21 protein-coding genes and 4 tRNA genes are annotated in these 18,927 nt (G+C 65.8%); 11 read left to right on the top strand and 14 right to left on the bottom strand.

Features of this window, described 5'->3' with window-relative positions; all coding sequences use genetic code 11:
• Positions 1-69: 69 nt before the first annotated feature.
• From G6N18_RS19935 to G6N18_RS19925, 3 genes are all read right to left on the bottom strand, one after another.
• Positions 70-146: transfer RNA gene (locus tag G6N18_RS19935), tRNA-Phe, on the bottom strand.
• Positions 147-188: 42 nt separating this feature from the next.
• A tRNA-Asp gene (locus G6N18_RS19930) sits at positions 189-265 on the bottom strand.
• 34 nt (positions 266-299) lie between these two features.
• A tRNA-Glu gene (locus G6N18_RS19925) sits at positions 300-372 on the bottom strand.
• Between the two features lie 120 nt (positions 373-492).
• On the opposite strand from G6N18_RS19925, the gene G6N18_RS19920 reads away from it, so the two are divergent.
• Positions 493-568 (top strand) — tRNA-Lys (locus G6N18_RS19920).
• Between the two features lie 107 nt (positions 569-675).
• Here the strand turns inward: G6N18_RS19920 and G6N18_RS19915 are convergent.
• Complete coding sequence (locus G6N18_RS19915) at positions 676-1,035, bottom strand: Rv2640c family ArsR-like transcriptional regulator (RefSeq protein WP_083005414.1); 360 nt, start codon at positions 1,033-1,035, stop codon at positions 676-678.
• Between the two features lie 95 nt (positions 1,036-1,130).
• Here G6N18_RS19915 and G6N18_RS19910 point away from each other — a divergent pair, with 95 nt between their 5' ends.
• From G6N18_RS19910 to G6N18_RS19890, 5 genes are read left to right on the top strand one after another with little or no spacing between them, the layout of a single operon-like run.
• Complete coding sequence (locus G6N18_RS19910; protein ID WP_083005411.1) at positions 1,131-1,598, top strand: ArsI/CadI family heavy metal resistance metalloenzyme; 468 nt, start codon at positions 1,131-1,133, stop codon at positions 1,596-1,598.
• A 58-nt stretch (positions 1,599-1,656) separates the two neighbouring features.
• Positions 1,657-2,169 carry a DinB family protein gene (locus tag G6N18_RS19905; protein WP_083005408.1) on the top strand — a complete coding sequence of 171 codons (513 nt, stop codon included), beginning with the start codon at positions 1,657-1,659 and terminating at the stop codon, positions 2,167-2,169.
• A 42-nt stretch (positions 2,170-2,211) separates the two neighbouring features.
• Entirely contained in the window at positions 2,212-2,586 is a 375-nt protein-coding gene (locus G6N18_RS19900; RefSeq protein ID WP_083005405.1) for an ArsR/SmtB family transcription factor, read from the top strand.
• Positions 2,583-3,698, top strand: a complete 1,116-nt coding sequence (gene arsB, locus G6N18_RS19895) for an ACR3 family arsenite efflux transporter (protein WP_083005402.1) — start codon at positions 2,583-2,585, stop codon at positions 3,696-3,698. The genes G6N18_RS19900 and arsB overlap by 4 nt, the downstream gene beginning before the upstream one ends.
• Positions 3,695-4,363: an arsenate reductase ArsC gene (locus G6N18_RS19890; protein WP_083005399.1), complete on the top strand. Its 669-nt coding sequence runs from the start codon at positions 3,695-3,697 to the stop codon at positions 4,361-4,363. Before arsB ends, G6N18_RS19890 begins: the two co-directional genes overlap by 4 nt.
• 10 nt (positions 4,364-4,373) lie before the next feature.
• Here G6N18_RS19890 and G6N18_RS19885 read toward each other — a convergent pair whose 3' ends face one another.
• Complete coding sequence (locus G6N18_RS19885) at positions 4,374-5,378, bottom strand: oxygenase MpaB family protein (RefSeq protein ID WP_083005395.1); 1,005 nt, start codon at positions 5,376-5,378, stop codon at positions 4,374-4,376.
• Positions 5,379-5,450: 72 nt separating this feature from the next.
• Here G6N18_RS19885 and G6N18_RS19880 point away from each other — a divergent pair, with 72 nt between their 5' ends.
• Positions 5,451-6,035, top strand: a complete 585-nt coding sequence (locus tag G6N18_RS19880; protein ID WP_067218730.1) for a TetR/AcrR family transcriptional regulator — start codon at positions 5,451-5,453, stop codon at positions 6,033-6,035.
• 3 nt (positions 6,036-6,038) lie between these two features.
• Here the strand turns inward: G6N18_RS19880 and G6N18_RS19875 are convergent, their stop codons facing one another.
• From G6N18_RS19875 to G6N18_RS19865, 3 genes are all read right to left on the bottom strand, one after another.
• Positions 6,039-6,467 carry a hypothetical protein gene (locus tag G6N18_RS19875; protein WP_083005392.1) on the bottom strand — a complete coding sequence of 143 codons (429 nt, stop codon included), beginning with the start codon at positions 6,465-6,467 and terminating at the stop codon, positions 6,039-6,041.
• Between the two features lie 163 nt (positions 6,468-6,630).
• Positions 6,631-7,056, bottom strand: coding sequence for a PASTA domain-containing protein (locus G6N18_RS19870; protein WP_067218781.1), 426 nt, complete (start codon positions 7,054-7,056; stop codon positions 6,631-6,633).
• A gap of 105 nt (positions 7,057-7,161) precedes the next feature.
• On the bottom strand, positions 7,162-7,641 hold the full coding sequence (locus G6N18_RS19865) for a hypothetical protein (protein WP_083005388.1): 480 nt from the start codon (positions 7,639-7,641) through the stop codon (positions 7,162-7,164).
• A 212-nt stretch (positions 7,642-7,853) separates the two neighbouring features.
• Between G6N18_RS19865 and G6N18_RS19860 the strand changes: the two genes are divergently transcribed.
• The 4 genes from G6N18_RS19860 to phoU all read left to right on the top strand — a co-directional run bounded on the left by G6N18_RS19860 (position 7,854) and on the right by phoU (position 13,086).
• Positions 7,854-8,852 (top strand): acyl-ACP desaturase, encoded by a 999-nt coding sequence (locus G6N18_RS19860; RefSeq protein ID WP_163689924.1) that lies wholly within the window; start codon positions 7,854-7,856, stop codon positions 8,850-8,852.
• A gap of 35 nt (positions 8,853-8,887) precedes the next feature.
• Positions 8,888-10,021: a tRNA dihydrouridine synthase DusB gene (gene dusB / locus G6N18_RS19855; protein ID WP_179962454.1), complete on the top strand. Its 1,134-nt coding sequence runs from the start codon at positions 8,888-8,890 to the stop codon at positions 10,019-10,021.
• A gap of 199 nt (positions 10,022-10,220) precedes the next feature.
• Positions 10,221-12,323 (top strand): LCP family protein, encoded by a 2,103-nt coding sequence (locus G6N18_RS19850; RefSeq protein WP_083007214.1) that lies wholly within the window; start codon positions 10,221-10,223, stop codon positions 12,321-12,323.
• A gap of 94 nt (positions 12,324-12,417) precedes the next feature.
• A complete protein-coding gene (gene phoU, locus G6N18_RS19845; RefSeq protein ID WP_067218219.1) occupies positions 12,418-13,086 on the top strand; it encodes a phosphate signaling complex protein PhoU in 669 nt (222 codons plus the stop codon).
• 40 nt (positions 13,087-13,126) lie between these two features.
• Here phoU and pstB read toward each other — a convergent pair whose 3' ends face one another.
• The 6 genes from pstB to G6N18_RS19815 form a co-directional block, all read right to left on the bottom strand.
• A complete protein-coding gene (gene pstB, locus G6N18_RS19840) occupies positions 13,127-13,903 on the bottom strand; it encodes a phosphate ABC transporter ATP-binding protein PstB (protein WP_067218215.1) in 777 nt (258 codons plus the stop codon).
• 9 nt (positions 13,904-13,912) lie between these two features.
• Positions 13,913-14,827, bottom strand: a complete 915-nt coding sequence (gene pstA / locus G6N18_RS19835; protein ID WP_067218211.1) for a phosphate ABC transporter permease PstA — start codon at positions 14,825-14,827, stop codon at positions 13,913-13,915.
• Positions 14,824-15,867 (bottom strand): phosphate ABC transporter permease subunit PstC, encoded by a 1,044-nt coding sequence (gene pstC, locus G6N18_RS19830; protein WP_083007212.1) that lies wholly within the window; start codon positions 15,865-15,867, stop codon positions 14,824-14,826. Before pstC ends, pstA begins: the two co-directional genes overlap by 4 nt.
• Before the next feature lie 48 nt (positions 15,868-15,915).
• Entirely contained in the window at positions 15,916-17,034 is a 1,119-nt protein-coding gene (gene pstS, locus G6N18_RS19825) for a phosphate ABC transporter substrate-binding protein PstS (protein ID WP_083007209.1), read from the bottom strand.
• Positions 17,035-17,160: 126 nt separating this feature from the next.
• Positions 17,161-18,054, bottom strand: coding sequence for a mycothiol synthase (gene mshD, locus G6N18_RS19820; protein WP_083007207.1), 894 nt, complete (start codon positions 18,052-18,054; stop codon positions 17,161-17,163).
• Entirely contained in the window at positions 18,051-18,830 is a 780-nt protein-coding gene (locus tag G6N18_RS19815) for a winged helix-turn-helix transcriptional regulator (RefSeq protein WP_067218235.1), read from the bottom strand. The genes mshD and G6N18_RS19815 overlap by 4 nt, the downstream gene beginning before the upstream one ends.
• Between the last annotated feature and the right edge of the window lie 97 nt (positions 18,831-18,927).

The raw sequence follows: 18,927 nt of genomic DNA, 5'->3' as shown, positions 1-18,927 counted from the left end.
CAAGAGTGCGTCGGGCGCCGGAGTGAGATGTTCGTAGGTCTGTCGAGGACGGCCTCGCGCTCGATGGTGTGGTGGCCAGGGCCGGGATCGAACCGGCGACCTTCCGCTTTTCAGGCGGACGCTCGTACCAACTGAGCTACCTGGCCGGAAGGCACCGGTCGTGCACAACCCCAGATGCCTCGCCGCGATGGCGACCCTGACGGGACTTGAACCCGCGACCTCCGCCGTGACAGGGCGGCGCGCTAACCAACTGCGCCACAGGGCCTTGCTGTGCGTCCCATCGTACGGGCCGTCACGAGTACCCCCTACGGGATTCGAACCCGCGCTACCGCCTTGAAAGGGCGGCGTCCTAGGCCGCTAGACGAAGGGGGCCAGCCGAATCTCTCCGGGGTACTCGCAACGCGATGACGTTGGGAGCCTCGATAGCTTAGGGCACCGGCTCCCCAATCCTCAAACGCGGCTCCCGTAGCCACCCAGTATCCTGTCCTTCGCGCCCCTATAGCTCAGTTGGTAGAGCTACGGACTTTTAATCCGCAGGTCCTAGGTTCGAGTCCTAGTGGGGGCACCACATACGTTGCACCACAGCGTCACAACCGCCGCGAGCGCACACTTACGTACAGACCTTCCCGGCGTGTCGCGTACGTAACTGTGCGCTCGGCGTTCGAGGCCGAGGCGCTATGTGCAACAGCTGGGATCCAGCACCGCACACAGCGCCACGACCGCGTCCCGGTGCGCCCGGTGGTAGACGTTCATGCCCCGACGCTCGGACTCGACGAGCCCGGCCCGCCGAAGCTGGCTGATGTGGTGACTCACCGTCGACTCGGTCAAGCCCAAGGCGGTGGCGAGCTCGCTGCTGTTCTCTTCACCGGAAGCCGAACTGAACAGATACGACATGATCTTGACCCTGGCCGGATCGGCGAGGGCCTTGAGTCGTAGCGCGACGTGCAGCGCGTCCGCGTCGCTCATCGGGCCGGCGGCCACGGGCGCGCAGCACACCGGCGCGGACATGTCGATCACTGGGAGCGCCTTCGGCATGCAGCCATCCTGCCACAAACATTGACATATATCGAAAAGGTGTGCATGCTGGCGCAGTACTTCGATATATGTCTCACAGGTACGGAGGAGCCACCATGTCCCGCATCCAGCTCGCCCTCAACGTCGACGACCTCGACGAGGCCGTCCAGTTTTACTCCAAGTTGTTCAACACCCCGCCCGCCAAGGTCAAGGAGGGCTACGCCAACTTCGCCGTCGCAGAGCCGCCCCTGAAACTCGTCCTGCTGCAGAACCCCGGCAAGGGCGGCACCATCAACCACCTCGGCGTCGAGGTCGAGTCCAGCGACACAGTGCATGCCGAGATCGCACGGCTCACTGACGAGGGCCTGTTCACCGACGAGGAAATCGGCACCACCTGCTGCTTCGCCACTCAGGACAAGGTCTGGGTCACCGGACCCGCGGGCGAAAAGTGGGAGATCTACACGGTTCTCGCCGACTCCGACACATTCGGCTCCAGCCCCCAGCGATCCGGTGACGACGGCGCCGATGTCTGCTGCGGCGGCACGTCCAATGATGCAGAGAAGGCGGCTGCTTCCTGCTGCTAGTCGATTGCGACCTACCGCGGCCGTGGCCACATGGCCGCGGTAGGCGCATGATCGGGACATGGACCGCGACGGCATCGCCGCCGATCTGGAGCGCGCGCGTGTGAGGTTTCATGAGCTATTAGCCGCTGCCGGGCCGGACGACTGGCGGTCACTGACGCGCGAAACTCGTTGGACCAATGAACAACTGCTGTTCCACATGGTGTTCGGCTATATGGTCGTTCAACGACTGCTGCCGCTCGTACGGGTGATGGGCCGCCTGCCGGACCGCATCAGCGCGACATTCGCCCGACTACTCAACGCGGCGACGACGCCGTTTCACCACATCAACTATTACGGCTCGTGCGCCGCCGCCCTGGTCTACAACCGGCACAGGATGGGCGCCAAGCTCGACCGAGTCATCGCATCGCTGCAACGCCGACTCGCACGAGAGACCGATGACGCTCTAAGTTACGGCATGCACTTCCCACGGAGGTGGGACCCGTTCTTCTCCGACTACATGACCCTCGAAGACGTCTACCGCTACCCCGGTCGCCACTTCGACTTCCACGCGCGCCAGCTCACCTTCACTTAGCGTTGATTTGCCAACTGATTCGATGACTGCCAATATCGATGTATGTCGAAGTCACCGGGATCGTTGACCGGTCCGGCGTGTTGTCCACCCGGCGCACTGCTACGCGAGCCACTTTCGCCCGCGGCAGCATCGGATATGGCCGTCAAACTCAAAGCGCTGGCCGATCCGGTGCGACTGCGGTTGTTTTCTGCGATCGCCAGCCACGCGGGCGGTGAAGCGTGTGTCTGTGACGTCTCGGCCGGCCTGGAGGTTTCCCAGCCGACTGTGAGCCATCACCTCAAGGTGCTGCGCGACGCGGGTCTGCTCACGTCCGAGCGTCGGGCGTCCTGGGTTTACTACGCGGTGGTGCCCGATGCGCTGGCCAGCCTGTCAGTACTGCTGGGTGCTGTCGCCGATACCGTTGGGCTGCCTGCGTGACCGACACGGCCACTGCAGCACCGGTCGTCGTCGGCAGGCTCTCCACCCTTGATCGGTTTCTGCCGATCTGGATCGGCGCCGCCATGATCGCCGGACTGCTGCTCGGCCGGTGGATCCCCGGCTTGAACACAGCGCTGGAAGCCGTTCAATTGGACGGGATTTCGCTGCCCATCGCGCTCGGGTTGCTGATCATGATGTACCCGGTGCTGGCGAAGGTCCGCTACGACCGACTCGACACCGTCACCGGAGACCGCAAACTCCTGGTCGCCTCTCTCTTGTTGAACTGGGTGCTCGGCCCGGTACTCATGTTCGCGTTGGCCTGGCTGCTGCTGCCCGACCTGGCCGAATACCGCACGGGTCTGATCATCGTCGGCCTGGCCCGCTGTATCGCCATGGTGATCATCTGGAACGACCTGGCCTGTGGCGACCGGGAAGCTGCCGCCGTCCTCGTCGCATTGAACTCGATCTTCCAAGTCATCATGTTCGCGGTGCTGGGCTGGTTCTACCTGTCGGTGCTGCCCGGATGGCTGGGCCTGGAGCAAACCACCATCGACACCTCACCCGGGCAGATCGCCAAATCCGTACTCATCTTCCTGGGTATCCCCCTGCTGGCAGGATACCTCTCCCGACGCATCGGCGAAAAAGCCAAGGGGCGCGACTGGTACGAGACACGGTTCCTCCCGCGCATCGGGCCATGGGCGCTCTACGGACTGCTGTTCACCATCGTGGTTCTCTTTGCGTTACAAGGTGAACAGATCACAAACCAGCCGTTCGACGTCGCCAAGATTGCGCTGCCGCTGCTGGCCTACTTCGCCGTCATGTGGGGCGGGGGCTACCTTCTCGGCACCGTGCTCGATCTCGGCTATGAGCGCACCACCACCCTGGCTTTCACCGCAGCAGGCAACAACTTCGAACTCGCCATCGCCGTCGCGATCGCCACCTACGGCGCCACCTCCGGCCAAGCCCTCGCCGGCGTCGTCGGCCCCCTCATCGAAGTACCGGTCCTCGTTGCGCTGGTGTATGTCTCCCTGGCGCTACGAAGCCGGTTCACGCATCACACCCCCGAGCACGTCCCCGAGGACTCGACGACGAAAACAGACGCCACATCATGACCGACAGGCCGATAACCCATCAACTGCGTGACGACCTGTCCATCGACCAGAAGCGGGCACTGAAGACGACGGCAACCCGGCTGGAGTCTGAATTCGCTGACACGTTCGGCACCGAAACCATTGAACGGTTCCTCCACTCCTCCTACGACCAATTCGCAGGCCGCGCAACCATTCCCAAATCCCTTCCTCTGCTGGCCGAACGGTTCGCCCGCCAACGCCTCCACGCCCTGGCCCGCGTCGAGGGCAACATCAGCGACGGAAAACCGACCGTGCTGTTTCTTTGCACTCACAACGCCGGTCGCTCCCAGATGGCGTTGGGGTTCCTCACCCACCTGGCCGGCGACAACGCAGTGGCCTGGTCTGGGGGATCCGAACCCGGAAACGAAGTCAACCCCGCCGCGATCACAGCCATGGCCGAAGTCGGCATCGACATCACCGGCGAATACCCGAAACCGTGGACTGACGAAATCGTGCACGCCGCAGATGTCGTCGTCACCATGGGATGCGGCGACGCCTGCCCCTTCTACCCCGGCAAGCGTTACGAGAACTGGGAATTGCCCGATCCGGCAGGGCAATCTGTCGACGATGTCCGCCATATTCGCGATGAGATCGAGCGACGCGTTCGAATGCTGTTGCATGAACTCGGGTTTCCGCCGGCCACCTGACGGCCGCGGATCAGACGGTCGGGCAGTAGAACTGCGGCTGACCGCGATACTCGACCGGCGGTAGGTTACGCGCCGGAGTCTGCACCAATGGGGCGTCTATCGGCAGCCTGCCCGTCGCGCGATCAACCGCAGAGCGCTTCCGCGGGTGCATCAGCATGCGCTTGGGCAGCACCTTGTTGGCGAACGTGATCACGTCGCAGAACCGCCGGTGCAGCCACTCCTGGCGGGGCGACCATGTGTAGCCCATCAACTCCCGCACCGGCGGGTCGTAAAGGGCCACGGTCATGAACGTCAGGAAGTGCTGCATCACCTTGAGGTTCAGCCGCCACAGCGGATCCGGAATCCATTCCAGCGACGGGTGTTTGGGCATGGTCGACAGATCCATCACCTCGCGCGCCGCCCAGTTGTTCTCCAAGACGTTGCGGCACATGTGATCCCAGTATTCCTGGAACTCGTCCCAGGTCTTCGGCACCGGCCGCATGCTCATCCCGTACATCTGATACCAGGTGATGTGCTCGTCGAACAGCTGGCGCTTCTGGTCCTCGGTCAGCCCGCCGCCGAACTTCTCGGCGGCCAGCAGTGTCGACTTGAAGAACGTCGCGTGGGCCCAGTAGAAGACGTCGGGGTTGAGCGCGCTGTATCGCCGACCCTGTTCGTCGACGCCCTTGATGCCGATGTGGTAATCGCGCACCTCTGCGCCCGTCATCGGCGCCCGGTCGCCATCGAACACCACGCCGCCGATCGGATAGATCGACCGCAACAACCGAGGGATCCGCTCCAGGAAAAAGATCGAATGCTCCTGCACCGCCGCACCCAACTGCGGATGCATGTTCTGCATAGAGCCCGCCCAAGTGCCCTGAAACAGCCCCGTCCACTGGCCGAAGTACTTCCACGTCAGCGAGTCGGGGCCCAGCGGAGATGGCGGCGCGTCGTAGCCGCCGGAAGCCACCGGGCAGCCGGCCGCCAACGGGGACTCCCTGGTCACAGGGCACGTCTCAGACGTATCTTGAGTCACTGGTGTACTTCCGTCCGGGTCCGTCTCAGACTTCTGACTACGGGCGTTGTCATCGCCGAGCTTAGGAGGGATGTGCCTTCGGGTCAACGAAGGGGCCGATGGTCGGGCGTGCCGCTGCAGGACCGCCAGGTGTTGCGCCGCGACGAACTCATCGCTGCGGGGGTCGAGCTTCTCGGCAGCGTGCAGGGCCCTTCCCTCACCGTCCGCGCTGTGTGTCGGGCCGCCGGGCTGACCGAGCGCTACTTCTACGAGAGCTTCACCGACCGCGATGAGTTCGTCCGCGCGGTCTATGACGACGTGTGCGCGCGGGCGATGTCGACCTTGATGACGGCCGAGACCCCGCGCGACGCCGTCGAGCGGTTCGTAGCGCTGATGGTCGACGATCCGACCCGGGGAAGGGTGCTGCTGCTTGCGCCGGCCAGTGAACCGGTGCTGACCCGATCGGGCGCGGAGTGGATGCCCAGCTTCATCGAACTGCTGCAACGAAAGCTCACCCGCATCACCGATCCCGCGCTGGCGGCCATGGTCGCCACCGGGTTGATCGGGGGGCTGACGGCGCTGTTCACCGCGTATCTCAACGGCAGCCTGGCCGTCACGCGGGAGCAGTTCATCGACTACTGCGTCGAGATGTTGCTCAGCCGCGTATCGAGTTACTAACCGCTACTCGTCCGGAGTGACCGGCGCTTCGAGCTCTTCTTCCTCTTGTTCGGCGGCTTCCTCTTCGGCCTCGGACTTGGCCGCCCGTGCGATCGGATTGGCAACGGAGGCAGCGGGTTTCGTCGCTGTCGCGAACGGTCCCGCGCAGTTCAGCGACACCAGCATCTCGTCCTCGGAGTGCTCGAAACCATCGCCGACCCCGCGCAAGAACGGCGGTTCCCAGGCGGCGACCACGATGCAGTCGTCATCCTCGAGCTTGTCGCCGACCCTGGTTGCGACGATCGGGTCGAGACCTTCCTCGTCCATCGCGTCCGATGCGTCGGCATACGTCTTGCCGACATAGTCGTCGGCGGTGGCCGTTGCGGTGCCGAACAGCGCCAGCGCCGCCGCGGCCAAAGCCATCGCACCGATCCCCGAGTACCGCAATTGCATGACCGCCAGCCTCCATGAGTGTGCTCCGGAGCGGGCGCAGGCGGAACGTATTACCGGCCCACCCCGGGCGTGGATTCCACGCAACTTTCACGAAGACAGGTGAACGCAGTGCAACGCTCGTATTGACGGAGCGTGAAAACCCTTGCGCTGCCTGAAGAGCGGGTTACTCGTCGGGCGTAACGGGGTTCTCGAGTTCCTGCTCTTCCTGCTTTGCGGCTTCCTCTTCGGCCTCCGACTTCGCCTGTCGGCCCTCAGGACTGGCGACCGACGCACCGGGATTGGTGGCCGTGGCGTATTCGCCGGCACAGTTGAGCGCGACGGAAATCTCGTCGCTGTCAGGCTCGGCGATACGCAGGAACGAGGAATCCCAGGCATTCGTCACGATGCAGTCGCCCTCGTCGAGCTTGTCACCGACCCGGGTGGCGATCACCGCCGTCCCGCCGCTGTCCTCGATCTCCTGCTGCGCCTCGGAATACTTCATCCCGACCACATCGGGCGCCGCGGCGGCAATACCCGCCCCGCACAGGGCGGCCGATACCGCTGCGACACTCGTCGCCGACAAAAACCCGATCGAGATGGCCTTTTTCACGATGCCGCCAACCTGCATGTCCGGGCGATGACCGCCATATGAATTGCTGGTGGAAGTCTATTGCGTGATGGGGTATGTCGCCACCGCTGCGAAAACGGCAGCGGGTCAGGTGTTCGGCGTCTCGGCCCTGGCCAACTCCTGCTCCTCCAGCTTGGCTGCTTCCCGCGCGGCCTTGGCCGCCTCGCGTTGCTGCTGGGCCTTGGCGTCGCGGCCGACCGGGCTCATCGCCGAGTTGCCCGGCGCCCCGGGCGCAGCCACGGCCGCGTTGCAGTTCAACGCCACCATCACATCGGAGTTCTCAACCGGGCGTCCACGCGAGTTCGGCCGCCTGACGGCCGCATCCCAGGCGTTCGTCACCAAACACTCGGCTTCGTCTGCGCCGCTTCCCACCCGCGTCGCGATCACGGCGTTTCCGCCTGCCCGCTGGATGATCTTCTGGGCGTCGCTGTATGTCCGGTCGACGACGTCGGGGACGGCCGCAGCCGCGCCCGCTCCGACCAGCGCAACACCCGATGCTGCCGCCGCGGCGAGCGCAGCGGCCAGCAGATTCCACGGCTTGAGCAACGCGCCGCCTCCAAGTCTCATGATGCTTCGGCTCGGGCGTCGACGTTTGCCCGCCGGGGATACTACAACGCACGGATGCGACTGGTGGTGCATACGTGACACAGCTGGCGGAACTTGAATGTCACCGGGGTACACAGATATATTGAGTGCAACCAACAGGTACAGATAACTGGAGGGCTTCCCGCAAGCGAGGAGCACGAATGACCCATGCAGGCGAGGAGGACTGAGGATCGATGCACGAGAACTTGACTGACCTGCACCTGCTGCATGAGCTCGAGCCTGTGGTTGAGAAGAACCTCAACCGGCACCTGTCGATGCGCAAGGACTGGAACCCGCACGACTACATCCCGTGGTCGGACGGCAAGAACTACTACGCCCTCGGCGGCCAGGACTGGCACCCCGAGCAGTCTCAACTGTCAGAGGTCGCCCAGGTCGCGATGATCCAGAACCTGCTGACCGAGGACAACCTGCCGTCGTATCACCGCGAGATCGCGATGAACTTCGGCATGGACGGCGCCTGGGGACAGTGGGTGAATCGCTGGACGGCCGAGGAGAACCGCCACGGCATCGCGCTGCGCGACTACCTCGTCGTCACCCGCGCAGTCGATCCCGTGCAGCTGGAACAGCTGCGCGTCGAGCAGGTCACCCGCGGCTTCTCTCCCGGCCAAAACCAACAGGGCGACCTCTTCGCGGAAAGCCTGTTCGATTCGGTCATCTACGTCACGTTTCAGGAACTGGCGACCCGCGTCTCGCACCGCAACACCGGCAAGGCGTGCAACGAGTCCGTCGCCGACCAACTGCTGGCCCGGGTCTCAGCCGACGAGAACCTGCACATGATCTTCTATCGCGATGTGTCGGCTGCTGGGTTTGATATCGCCCCGGACCAGGCGATGCATTCGCTGCACCGGGTGCTGCGCAACTTCAAGATGCCCGGTTACACGGTTCCGGAGTTTCGCCGCAAGGCCGTCATCATCGCGGTCGGCGGCGTCTACGACCCGCGTATCCACCTCGACGACGTGGTGATGCCGGTGCTGAAGAAGTGGCGCATCTTCGAACGCGAGGACTTCACCGGCGAGGCCGCCCGGATGCGCGACGACCTCGGTGTGCTCGTCGAGGAGCTGGAGGAGGCCTCGCAGAAATTCGAGGAGTCCAAGCAGCGCCGCCTCGAGCGCGAGGCACGCAAAGCCGAGAAGCTGTCCGCGAAGAAGGTCCTGGCCGCTAGCTCGACGTGACTGGCGTCATGACGGTCCTGGCCGAACCGCGCGAACTGCTGATCGGCCCGCTTCGGCTGCGCAGCCCCGTCGTACTGGCCCCGATGGCCGGTGTGACCAATGTCGCGTTCCGCACGCTGTGCCGCGAACTCGAGTTGGCCAGGGCCGGCACGGTCAGCGGCCTGTATGTGTGCGAAATGGTCACTGCGCGGGCCCTCGTCGAACGGCATCCCGCCACCATGCACATGGTGACGTTCGCCCCCGATGAGAGTCCGCGGTCGCTGCAGCTGTACTCGGTCGATCCGCAGAACACCTACGCCGCGGCGAAGATGATCGCCGACGAGGGCCTGGCCGACCACATCGACATGAACTTCGGCTGCCCGGTGCCCAAGGTCACCCGGCGCGGCGGCGGCGCGGCGCTGCCGTTCAAGCGCAGGCTGTTCGGGCAGATCGTCGCTGCCGCGGTGCGTGCCACCGAAGGCACCGATATTCCGGTGACGGTGAAGTTCCGCATCGGCATCGACGACGCCCACCGCACCCATCTCGATGCGGGCCGGATCGCCGCCGAGGAGGGCGCGGCTGCGGTCGCCCTGCACGCCCGCACCGCCGCGCAGCGCTACTCCGGCACGGCGGACTGGGACCAGATCGCGGCGCTCAAGCAACACGTCACCGGTGTGCCCGTGCTGGGCAACGGCGACATCTTCGAAGCCGCGGACGCGCTGGCGATGATGTCGGCCACCGGGTGCGACGGCGTGGTGATCGGTCGTGGCTGTCTCGGCAGGCCGTGGTTGTTCGCCGAGTTGTCGGCGGCCTTCACCGGAAGCCCGGCGCCCACGCCCCCCACGCTCGGGGAGGTGGCGTCGATCATCCTGCGGCACGGCGAGTTGCTGTCCGCACATTTCGGCGAGGACAAGGGCATGCGCGACATCCGCAAGCACATCGCCTGGTATCTGCACGGCTTCCCCGCCGGCGCCGAGTTGCGGCGGTCATTGGCGCTGGTCAAGTCCCTCGCCGAGCTCGAGACGCTGCTGGGCAGGCTGGACGCCGCCGTGCCGTTTCCCGACGCTGCGACCGGACCGCGCGGCCGCCAGGGTTCCGCGGCCGCCGTCGCCCTGCCGGAGGGCTGGTTGACCGATCCGGACGACTGCACCGTGCCCGCCGGTGCCGAGGTCATGCACTCCGGGGGCTGACCCAGATCCCGGCCGTCTCGCAGTCGTCTCTTTTCCGAGACGACTCCGACATCACATCTCTCAGGATGTCTCAGTACGATATGAGTCTCGTGTGTAATGAGCTCCCGTCGCGGGGCCACCCAGGTGCTGAAGCAACGGCGCGCGGCACCGGCGCACACTCCTGTGCTGCACGCGATACGAGTCGGAGGCCGGTAGGAACATGAGTGACGGCGACAACGCCACTCCTGGCCCCGGGGACCCGACCGGCGGGGACAACCAATGGCTCACCCGAAGCCAGCGACCGGCGGCTGGTTCGGCGCCGTGGGAGCGTCGGGGCGTCTCCCGACCATCTGCCAGGTCAGACCCATTGGCAGCCGACGCCGACGACCCTGCCGATGGTGAGTCCACCGGTAACCACACCGACGGCGTCACCGTCGCCGACCTGATCGCGAAGCTGTCGGGCGACACCGCGGTCCCGCCGGAGTTGCGCCGTCGGCGCCGCGAACCCGAACCACCGGCCCCCACCGAACGCCCCGCACCCCCTGCACCGCCGTCACCGCCGTCACCGCCCACCGAGATCATCGAGGCGGTGCCCGGACCGGACGCGCCCGCCGAGACCGAGGCGGACGACACCGAGATCCTGCCGGTGCTGCACGACCATCCGGACCTTCCCGACCTGGCGCTGGTGCGCCGCCCGAGCAGGGTGCCGGCGGCGCACTCGGCCACGCGTCGCACGCATTCGAAACCGCGCCGCAGTCGGCGCAGGGCGGTCATCGCCGGACGTGCGGTCACAGCCGTGCTCGCCGTGCTGGCCCTCGCGCTGACCGGCGGGGCATGGCAGTGGCAGACCGCCAAGAACAACATGCTCAACCGGATCTCCGCGCTAGACCCGGACTCCCGCGACATCCTCGACCCGAACGCGCAGTTCGGTGACGAGAACTTCCTGATCGTCGGCGTCGACAGCCGGATCGGCGAGAACAGCGACATGGGCGCGGGCACCACCGAGGACGCCGCGGGCGCGCGGTCAGACACCGTGATGCTGGTGAACATCCCGGCGAACCGGGAACGTGTTGTGGCCGTGTCGTTTCCGCGTGACCTCGCGATCGAGCCGATGAAGTGCGAGCCGTGGGATCCCAAAACCCGCACGTATGGACCCATCACCGATCCGGACTCGCCGATGTACGGGGCCGAGGAGGTCTATACGGAGTACAAGCTGAACTCCGCGTACGCCGTCGGTGGCCCCAAGTGTCTGGTCAAGGTCATCCAGAAGATGTCGGGTCTGTCGATAAACCGGTTCATGGCGGTCGATTTCGCTGGCTTCTCCAAGATGGTCGACGCTCTCGGCGGCGTTGAAGTGTGTAGCACCACACCGCTCGAGGACTACGAACTCGGCACAGTGCTGCCGAAGGCCGGCCGCCAGATCGTCGACGGGCACACGGCACTGCAGTACGTGCGCGCCCGCCAGGTGACCACCGAAACCAACGGCGACTACGGGCGAATCAAACGTCAGCAGCTGTTCCTGTCCTCGCTGATGCGCGAGCTGATTTCGAAGGAAGTGTTCTTCTCGCTGTCGAAGCTCAACAACGTCGTCAACATGTTCATCAACGACAGCTACGTCGACAACATGGACACCAAGGACCTTGTCAGGCTCGGCCAGTCGATCCAGGGCATCGCGGCGGGCCGGATCACGTTCCTGACCGTCCCGACGACGGGCTACATGGACGAATACGGCAACGAACATCTGCGCGAGGAGGACACGCGCGCGATCTTCGACGCGATCATCAACGACGATCCGCTGCCCGAGGAGAAGAACGCCGACAACACCCCGGTGCCGGGCACACCCGAGTCGATGAGCGCCCAGCCCGAGTCGGCGGCGCCGACCCACGATTCAGCACCGTCGAGCGAACTGGTCGACGCGATCACCACGAATCCGGCCGACATCACGGTTCAGGTGTCGAACTCCACCGGCGAGAGCGGACTTGCCGCGACCGCAGCCAGCGAACTGGAGACGCACGGTTTCAACGTCACCACCCCCGACGACTACCCCGATCCGCTGGACTCGACGACGGTGTTCTTCTCGCCGGGCAATGAAGAGGCGGCCGCGACGGTGGCCTCCTCCTTCGCCAACCCGATGATCGAGCGGGTCTCGGGTATGGGCGACACCGTGCGCGTGGTGCTGGGCAGCGACTTCTACACGGTGAACGCTCCGTCGCCGAGCGGGTCGCCGGTCCAGGTGCAGGTCGTCCGCGGCACCCATAGCACTCCGACGCAGCTTCCCGAGGATCTCGCGGTCACCAACGCCGCCGACACCACCTGCGAGTAGCGGTCCTCATCACGGCGTTTGGGCGGTCGGCGTTCACCGGTCGTTCACCGGTCGCCTCATGCCGTTCGGCCAGCAAAGCCCGTAGGCTGGAGCCATGCGTACCGCGTACCACGAGCAGTTGGATGCCCTGACCAGTCAGCTAGGCGAGATGTGCGGGCTGGCCGGCGCAGCGATGGAACGCGCGACCCAGGCCCTGTTGCAGGCCGATCTGGTGCTGGCCGAACAGGTCATCACCGACCACGAACAGATCGCCGCGATGAGCGCGCGCGCCGAGGAGGCGGCGTTCGTGCTGCTCGCGCTGCAGGCGCCGGTCGCCGGGGACCTTCGCGCGATTGTGGGCTCGATCCAGATCGTCGCGGACGTGGACCGCATGGGCGCGCTGGCACTGCACGTCGCCAAGATCGCTCGTCGCCGCCACCCCCAGCACGCCCTGCCCGAAGAGGTCAACGGCTACTTCGCCGAAATGGGCCGTCTCGCAGTCGAACTGGGTAATAGTGCCCAGGAGGTGCTGGTCACCCGCGACCCAGAGAAGGCGGCCCTGATCGGCGAAGAAGACGATGCGATGGACGATCTGCACCGCCATCTGTTCACCGTGCTGATGGACAAGGAGTGGAAGCACGGGGTGGCCGCAGCGGTCGACGTGACCCTGCTGGGCCGCTTCTACGAGCGGTTCGCCGACCACGCCGTCGAGGTCGCCCGCCGGGTGATCTTCCAGGTCACCGGTAAGCATCCGGCGGAAGAGGAGATTCCCGCGCCGCGCTGAGCCCGCTAGTCCCCGCGAGCAGGTAAGTGGGAGGAAGCGGTCAGCCGAACCGACCGGAGATGTAGTCCTCGGTGGCCTTCTGTGTCGGGTTCGAGAAGATCTTCTCGGTGTCGTCGATCTCGATCAGGCGTCCCGGCTTGCCTGTGGCCTCGAGGTTGAAGAATGCCGTCTGATCACTCACCCGAGCGGCCTGCTGCATGTTGTGCGTGACGATGACGATCGTGAACTCCTGCTTGAGCGTGGCGATCAGATCCTCGATCGCCAGCGTGGAGATCGGGTCGAGCGCCGAGCACGGCTCGTCCATCAGCAGCACGTCGGGTTGCACGGCGATCGCCCGGGCGATGCACAACCGCTGCTGCTGGCCGCCGGACAGCCCGCCGCCGGGCTTGTCCAGCCGGTCCTTGACCTCATTCCAGAGGTTGGCGCCCCGCAGCGAGCGCTCGGCCACCTCGTCGAGCGTCTTCTTGTTGCGGACGCCTTGGAGCTTGAGCCCGGCTACGACGTTGTCGCGAATCGACATGGTGGGGAACGGGTTCGGCCGCTGGAACACCATGCCGATCGTCTTGCGGACACCGACCGGGTCCACCCCCGGGGCGTAGATGTCCTCACCGTCGAGCAGCACCGACCCCTCGACCCGCGCGCCCGGGATCACTTCGTGCATGCGGTTCAGTGTCCGCAGCACCGTCGACTTGCCGCAGCCCGACGGACCGATGAACGCCGTCACATTGCGGGGCGGAACGGCCAGCGAGACGTCGGCGACGGCGTGAAACGAGCCGTAGAAGATGTTGACGTCCTTGAGGTCCAAACGCTTGGCCATCGAAAGCTCCTAAACCTTCTTGGGGGCAAAGATCTTGGCGAGCAACCGGGCCCCGATGTTGAGTATGGCGATCAGCAAAATCAATGTCAGCGCAGCGCCCCACAGCCGGTCGGTGGGAACAGGATTGGCGCCGGCGCCCGCCGATGTCTGGTCGTACATCATGCCGGGCAACGATCCCATGAAGCCGTCGAACATGTCGAAGTTCATCGCCTGCGCATAGCCGACCAGAACCAGCAACGGTGCCGTCTCACCCATGACGCGCGCCAGCGCCAGCATGACGCCGGTGACGATGCCCGACAACGCAGTCGGAATCACAATGCGCGCAATGGTCTTCCACTTCGGGACGCCGAGCGCGTAACTGGCTTCCCGCAGATCCATCGGAACGATGCGCAGCATCTCCTCGGTGGCGCGCACGATGACCGGGATCATCAACAACACCAGCGAGAGCGACACCGCGAACCCCGACCGGGGGAATCCCAGCGTCGCCACCCACAACGCGTAGATGAACAGCGCGGCGACGATCGACGGAACGCCGGTGAGGATGTCGACCATGAAGGTCGTCACCTTGGCGAATCGCGTTCCGCCGCCGTACTCGACGAGGTAGATCCCGACGAACACCCCGATCGGGATCGAGATGACTGCGCACACCAAACCCTGCAGCAGCGTGCCGACGATCGCGTGGTACACGCCGCCGCCGGCCTCGAATGCCGTCATGCCCGCCTGCGAATTGGTGAACCAGACCGGTGATGTCAGCGCCGTGAAGCCCTTGACGATCACCGAGTACAGCACCCACAGCAGCGGCACCAAAGCAATCAGCACCGACAGCGTGACCAGAACCGTCGCGAAGTTGTTGGTCAGCTTGCGCCGAAGGCCGACCCCTTGGAATGTCGTCGCTTTGACCGGGCGGTCCAGCGTCGCGGTCATTTCGCTGCCTTCCCGGCGACCGCGGCGCGCGCCAGCGAGTTCACCACGAACGTCAGGATGAACAGGACCAGACCGGCCGCGATGTAGGCACCCGCCTTGTACTGATCGTTGAATTCGCTTGCCGTGGCGGCGATCAGGCTGGCGAAGGTGTATCCGCCGTCGAACAGCGACCACCCGAATGCTTCCTGCGTGCCACGCAGGATGATCAGCAGCGCGATCGTCTCACCGAGCGCACGGCCGAGGCCGAGCATGGCGCCGCTGATGTAGCCCGACATGCCGAACGGCAACACGGTGGTCCGCACCACCTCCCAGCGGGTCGCGCCCAGCGCCAGCGCCGCCTCGATCTGACCCCGCGGTGTCTGAATGAACACTTCCCTTGTCACCGCGGTGATTATCGGCAAGATCATCACCGCCAGCACGATTCCGGCGGTGAAGATGGTGCCACCACCGGCCACCGACGCGGTTCCGGACTTGAAGAGAAACAGCCAGCCGAGATTCTCGTTGAGCCACAACGCGACCGGTTTCAGAACGGGCGCAAGGACGTAAAGCCCCCAGACGCCGTAGATGATCGACGGTACCGCGGCGAGCAGGTCGACCATGTATCCGAGCGGACCGCCCACCCGGCGGGGCGCGTACTGGGTCAAAAAGATTGCGATGCCCAGTGCCACAGGCATGGCGAGCACCAGCGCGAACACCGACACGAACACCGTCACCTGCAGCAGGTCGAGGATGCCGAAGTGCATCGCCGACGTGTCGGTGGTGATCCAGTTGCCGCCGTAGAGGAAGAAGTTCTCCTCGTTGCGTGCCAGCGCCGGAATCGCGCGCCACAGCAGGAATCCGCCGATCGCCGCGATCAGCGCGACGATGAACGCGCCGGACCCCTCCGCCAATCCGCGGAAGATGCGGTCGCCGACACGCTCTTTGGCGTTCCTCGACGGGCTGGTGGAGATGGGAGTCGGCTCGGGAAAGGGTGAAGCAAGCGCTTCACCCGATCCCGCGTCGGCCGGATTGGGGATTGTCACTTCGAGCCTATCGGTCATCGGTCCCAGGACCCATCCTCACCGTATCCGTACCGGCGCGCCACGAAACTAGGCAATAGCTTCGATGGACGTCAGCAGACGCTCCTTGAAGCGATCCGGAAGCGGCACGTAGCCCGCCGGCGAAAGATTCTGCTGCCCCTCGTTCGCGGCGACCGTCAGGAACGACTTGACCGCCGCCGACGTCTCCGCGTCGTAGCCCTTCGAGCACACGATCTCGTAGGTGGCGAGCACCAGCGGGTAGGCGCCCGGCTCCTCGGTACCGTACAGCGAGTCCAGGTCCAGCGTCAGGTCATTGCCCTCGGCGGCGAACTTCACGGCGTCGATCGCCTTCTTGGCCGATTCGTCGGTCAACGCGACAGCCCCTGCGCCACTGTCGATTTGAGCGTACGGCGCACCGGCCTGATCGGCGAAGCCTTTCTCCACGTAACCGATCGCGCCGGGTGTGGCCTCCACGGCCTGAACGACGCCCGCGGACTTCTGGGCGCCCTCGCCGGCGCCGCCCTGGAACTCGCTGCCCTGGCCCTTGGTCCAGCTCTGAGGGGCCGCGGTGGCCAGGTACTTCTGGAAGTTGTCGGTGGTGCCCGACGAGTCCGAGCGGTAGATCGGGGTGACGGGGGTGTCCGGCAGGTTGGTGCCGGCGTTCAGCGCGCCGATCGCGGGATCGTTCCAGTTGGTGATCTGGCCCTGGAAGATCTTGGCGAGCAGGTCAGCGTTGAGCACGAGGTTGTCGACGCCCTCGAGGTTGTAGGCCAGCGCGACGGGGCCGAACACCAGCGGGAGGTTCCACGCCGGGTTGCCGCCGCAACGCTCGGCGGCTTGCTTGACCTGGTCGCCTTTGAGCGCCGAATCGGACCCGGCGAAGTCGACCTGCTTGGCGATGAACTGCTCGCGACCAGCGCCCGAGCCGGTGGGGTTGTACGACAGGTTCTTGCCCGCACACAGCTGGCCCCAGACCTTGTTGAACTCGGCGATCGCGTTCTGCTGAGCTGTCGAGCCCTCGGCGGTGACGGAATCCTTGCCACCGCACTCCGCGGCCGACGCCGCCCCGGTGCCGCCCGTCGGGGATGTGCCGGCGTTGTTGTCGCTGCCGCACGCGGACAGGGTCAACGCGGCGATCGCGGTCACCGAGAGCGTGGTTCCGAGAGTCTTGCCAAGGTTGAGCTTCACTTATCCCACTTTCGACTTTGGACGGCTTCAAACTCTCTGGCAACGTATGCGGCGTCGGTGGACAGCTTCCGGACCGCAGGTGAACGGCCGGTGAACACGTTCAGTTAGTTCGTCGTGGTTTCCCAGCTAGCGCGGGGAACGCGCGGCGTACGCGGCGTCCACCGAGAAGATGTCGAAACCCAGTTTCCGGTAGGTCTTCACGGCCGCCGAGTTATCTGCCTCGACGTAAAGCATGACCGTGGGGTGTGCGCTTTGCGACAGTCGCGCGGCGAGGTGGTGAAGACCGGTCAGGGTCAGCGCAGCGCCCAGGCCGCGGCCCTGCGCCGTTGGGTCCACGCCCACCACATAGACCTCCCCCAGATCGGCGCTGTGAACCTTGGTCCAGTGGAATCCGAGCATCTCGCCGGTGTCCTCGTCGACTGCGAGGAACAACCCGTCCGGGTCGAACCACGGTTCGCCTCGGCGCTCGGCGATCTCGGCTTCGGTCCAGCCACTCTGCTCGGGGTGCCAGGCGAACGCGGCGTTGTTGACGCGCAGCAGCGCGGCGTCGTCGGCGGGACCGGAGTAGGTGGTGATGCGGATGCCGTCGGGCGCCGGTGTCGGCGGCAGGTCGGTCAGCGGCCGTCGCATCTGCAGCAGTTCGCGCACGACGGCCAGCCCGAGCGAGGCCGCGGTGGCGCGCGCCTCCTCCAGGTTGCCGTGCGCCCACACCCGGGCGTCGTCGCCGCCTTCGGCCAGGCCGGCGCCCACCAGAGCCGATCCGATTCCGCGGCGCCTGGCCCGGGGGTGCACAACCAGTTCCGCCATCGCGGACCCGTCACCGGCTGACAGATTCAGATAGCCGACGACGTCGTCGTCGTCGCGGGCCACCAGGTGCCGGGTCCGGTCGTGCGGGAGCTCACGCAGCACCTGCTCCCCGACCGGGGCGACGCCGTCGGCGGCCGTGGCCGCTGCGATCAAGTCCCGGATGCGGCGCTGCTCATCGTCGGAAAGCCCGGTGCGCCACAGGAATTCCGTCACGGACTTCGCAGCGGGTCGGCCAGCGATTCGGGGATCGTGGCGGGCGCCTCGTAATCGCCGCCGTCGATGTCGTCGGGCACCTCTGCGCCCGGGGCGGGCGCACGGCCGCGCGCCGGGCGGACCGCCTTGTAGCCGACGTTGCGCACGGTGCCGATCAGCGACTCGTACTCCGGGCCGAGCTTGGCGCGCAGCCGTCGCACGTGTACGTCGACCGTGCGGGTGCCGCCGAAGAAGTCGTAGCCCCACACCTCCTGCAGCAGTTGTGCGCGGGTGAACACCCGGCCGGCGTGCTGGGCCAGATACTTGAGCAACTCGAATTCCTTGTAGGTGAGATCGAGCGGGCGGCCGCGGAGGCGTGCGGTGTAGGTGCCCTCGTCGATCACCAATTCGCCGAGGCTGATCTTGCCGACGTTCTCCTGGTTGGCCATCCCGCCCCGACGCCCGACCAGCAGCCGCAGCCGCGCGTCGATCTCGGCGGGGCCGGTGCCGGGCAGCAGGATCTCGTCGAGACCCCACTCGACGCTGACGGCAACCAGGCCGCCCTCGCTGACGACGGCCACCACCGGCACCGAGGTTCCGGTGGTGCCCAGCAGCCGGCACAATCCGCGGGCAGCGGCCAGGTCGGTGCGCGCGTCGACGATCGCGACGTCCGCGCTGCCGGCCTCGAGCAGCGAGGAGACCTCGGTCGGCGCGGTCCGCACGGTGTGAGGAAGCAGCGACAACGACGGCAGCACCGACTCGGGGTGTGGGTCGACGGTCAGTAGCAGTAGATCCAACTGGCCCTCCAACAGCCACAGGGACCTCGCCTGGACAACTTTGTCGGTCGGTGACTTCCCAGATTCATGCTCGACATCCGGCCGTTACGCGGCCGAT

The sequence above is a fragment of the Mycolicibacterium celeriflavum genome (genome assembly GCF_010731795.1).
Taxonomy (GTDB): Bacteria; Actinomycetota; Actinomycetes; order Mycobacteriales; family Mycobacteriaceae; genus Mycobacterium; species Mycobacterium celeriflavum.
The sequence above is the reverse complement of the archived record's forward strand: the minus strand, read 5'-3'. Positions and strand labels throughout refer to the sequence as shown.

What these genes read in the sequence shown, in the direction of transcription:
- G6N18_RS19915 (WP_083005414.1), bottom strand. Translation starts at nt 1,035, where the DNA reads ATGCCGAAGGCGCTCCCAGTGATCGACATGTCCGCGCCGGTGTGCTGC.
- pstA (WP_067218211.1), bottom strand. Translation starts at nt 14,827, where the DNA reads ATGACCGCGACGCTGGACCGCCCGGTCAAAGCGACGACATTCCAAGGG.
- pstC (WP_083007212.1), bottom strand. Translation starts at nt 15,867, where the DNA reads ATGACCGATAGGCTCGAAGTGACAATCCCCAATCCGGCCGACGCGGGA.
- G6N18_RS19865 (WP_083005388.1), bottom strand. Translation starts at nt 7,641, where the DNA reads ATGAGACTTGGAGGCGGCGCGTTGCTCAAGCCGTGGAATCTGCTGGCC.
- G6N18_RS19890 (WP_083005399.1), top strand. Translation starts at nt 3,695, where the DNA reads ATGACCGACAGGCCGATAACCCATCAACTGCGTGACGACCTGTCCATC.
- G6N18_RS19905 (WP_083005408.1), top strand. Translation starts at nt 1,657, where the DNA reads ATGGACCGCGACGGCATCGCCGCCGATCTGGAGCGCGCGCGTGTGAGG.
- G6N18_RS19850 (WP_083007214.1), top strand. Translation starts at nt 10,221, where the DNA reads ATGAGTGACGGCGACAACGCCACTCCTGGCCCCGGGGACCCGACCGGC.
- G6N18_RS19910 (WP_083005411.1), top strand. Translation starts at nt 1,131, where the DNA reads ATGTCCCGCATCCAGCTCGCCCTCAACGTCGACGACCTCGACGAGGCC.
- G6N18_RS19875 (WP_083005392.1), bottom strand. Translation starts at nt 6,467, where the DNA reads ATGCAATTGCGGTACTCGGGGATCGGTGCGATGGCTTTGGCCGCGGCG.
- phoU (WP_067218219.1), top strand. Translation starts at nt 12,418, where the DNA reads ATGCGTACCGCGTACCACGAGCAGTTGGATGCCCTGACCAGTCAGCTA.
- pstB (WP_067218215.1), bottom strand. Translation starts at nt 13,903, where the DNA reads ATGGCCAAGCGTTTGGACCTCAAGGACGTCAACATCTTCTACGGCTCG.
- G6N18_RS19860 (WP_163689924.1), top strand. Translation starts at nt 7,854, where the DNA reads ATGCACGAGAACTTGACTGACCTGCACCTGCTGCATGAGCTCGAGCCT.
- G6N18_RS19900 (WP_083005405.1), top strand. Translation starts at nt 2,212, where the DNA reads ATGTCGAAGTCACCGGGATCGTTGACCGGTCCGGCGTGTTGTCCACCC.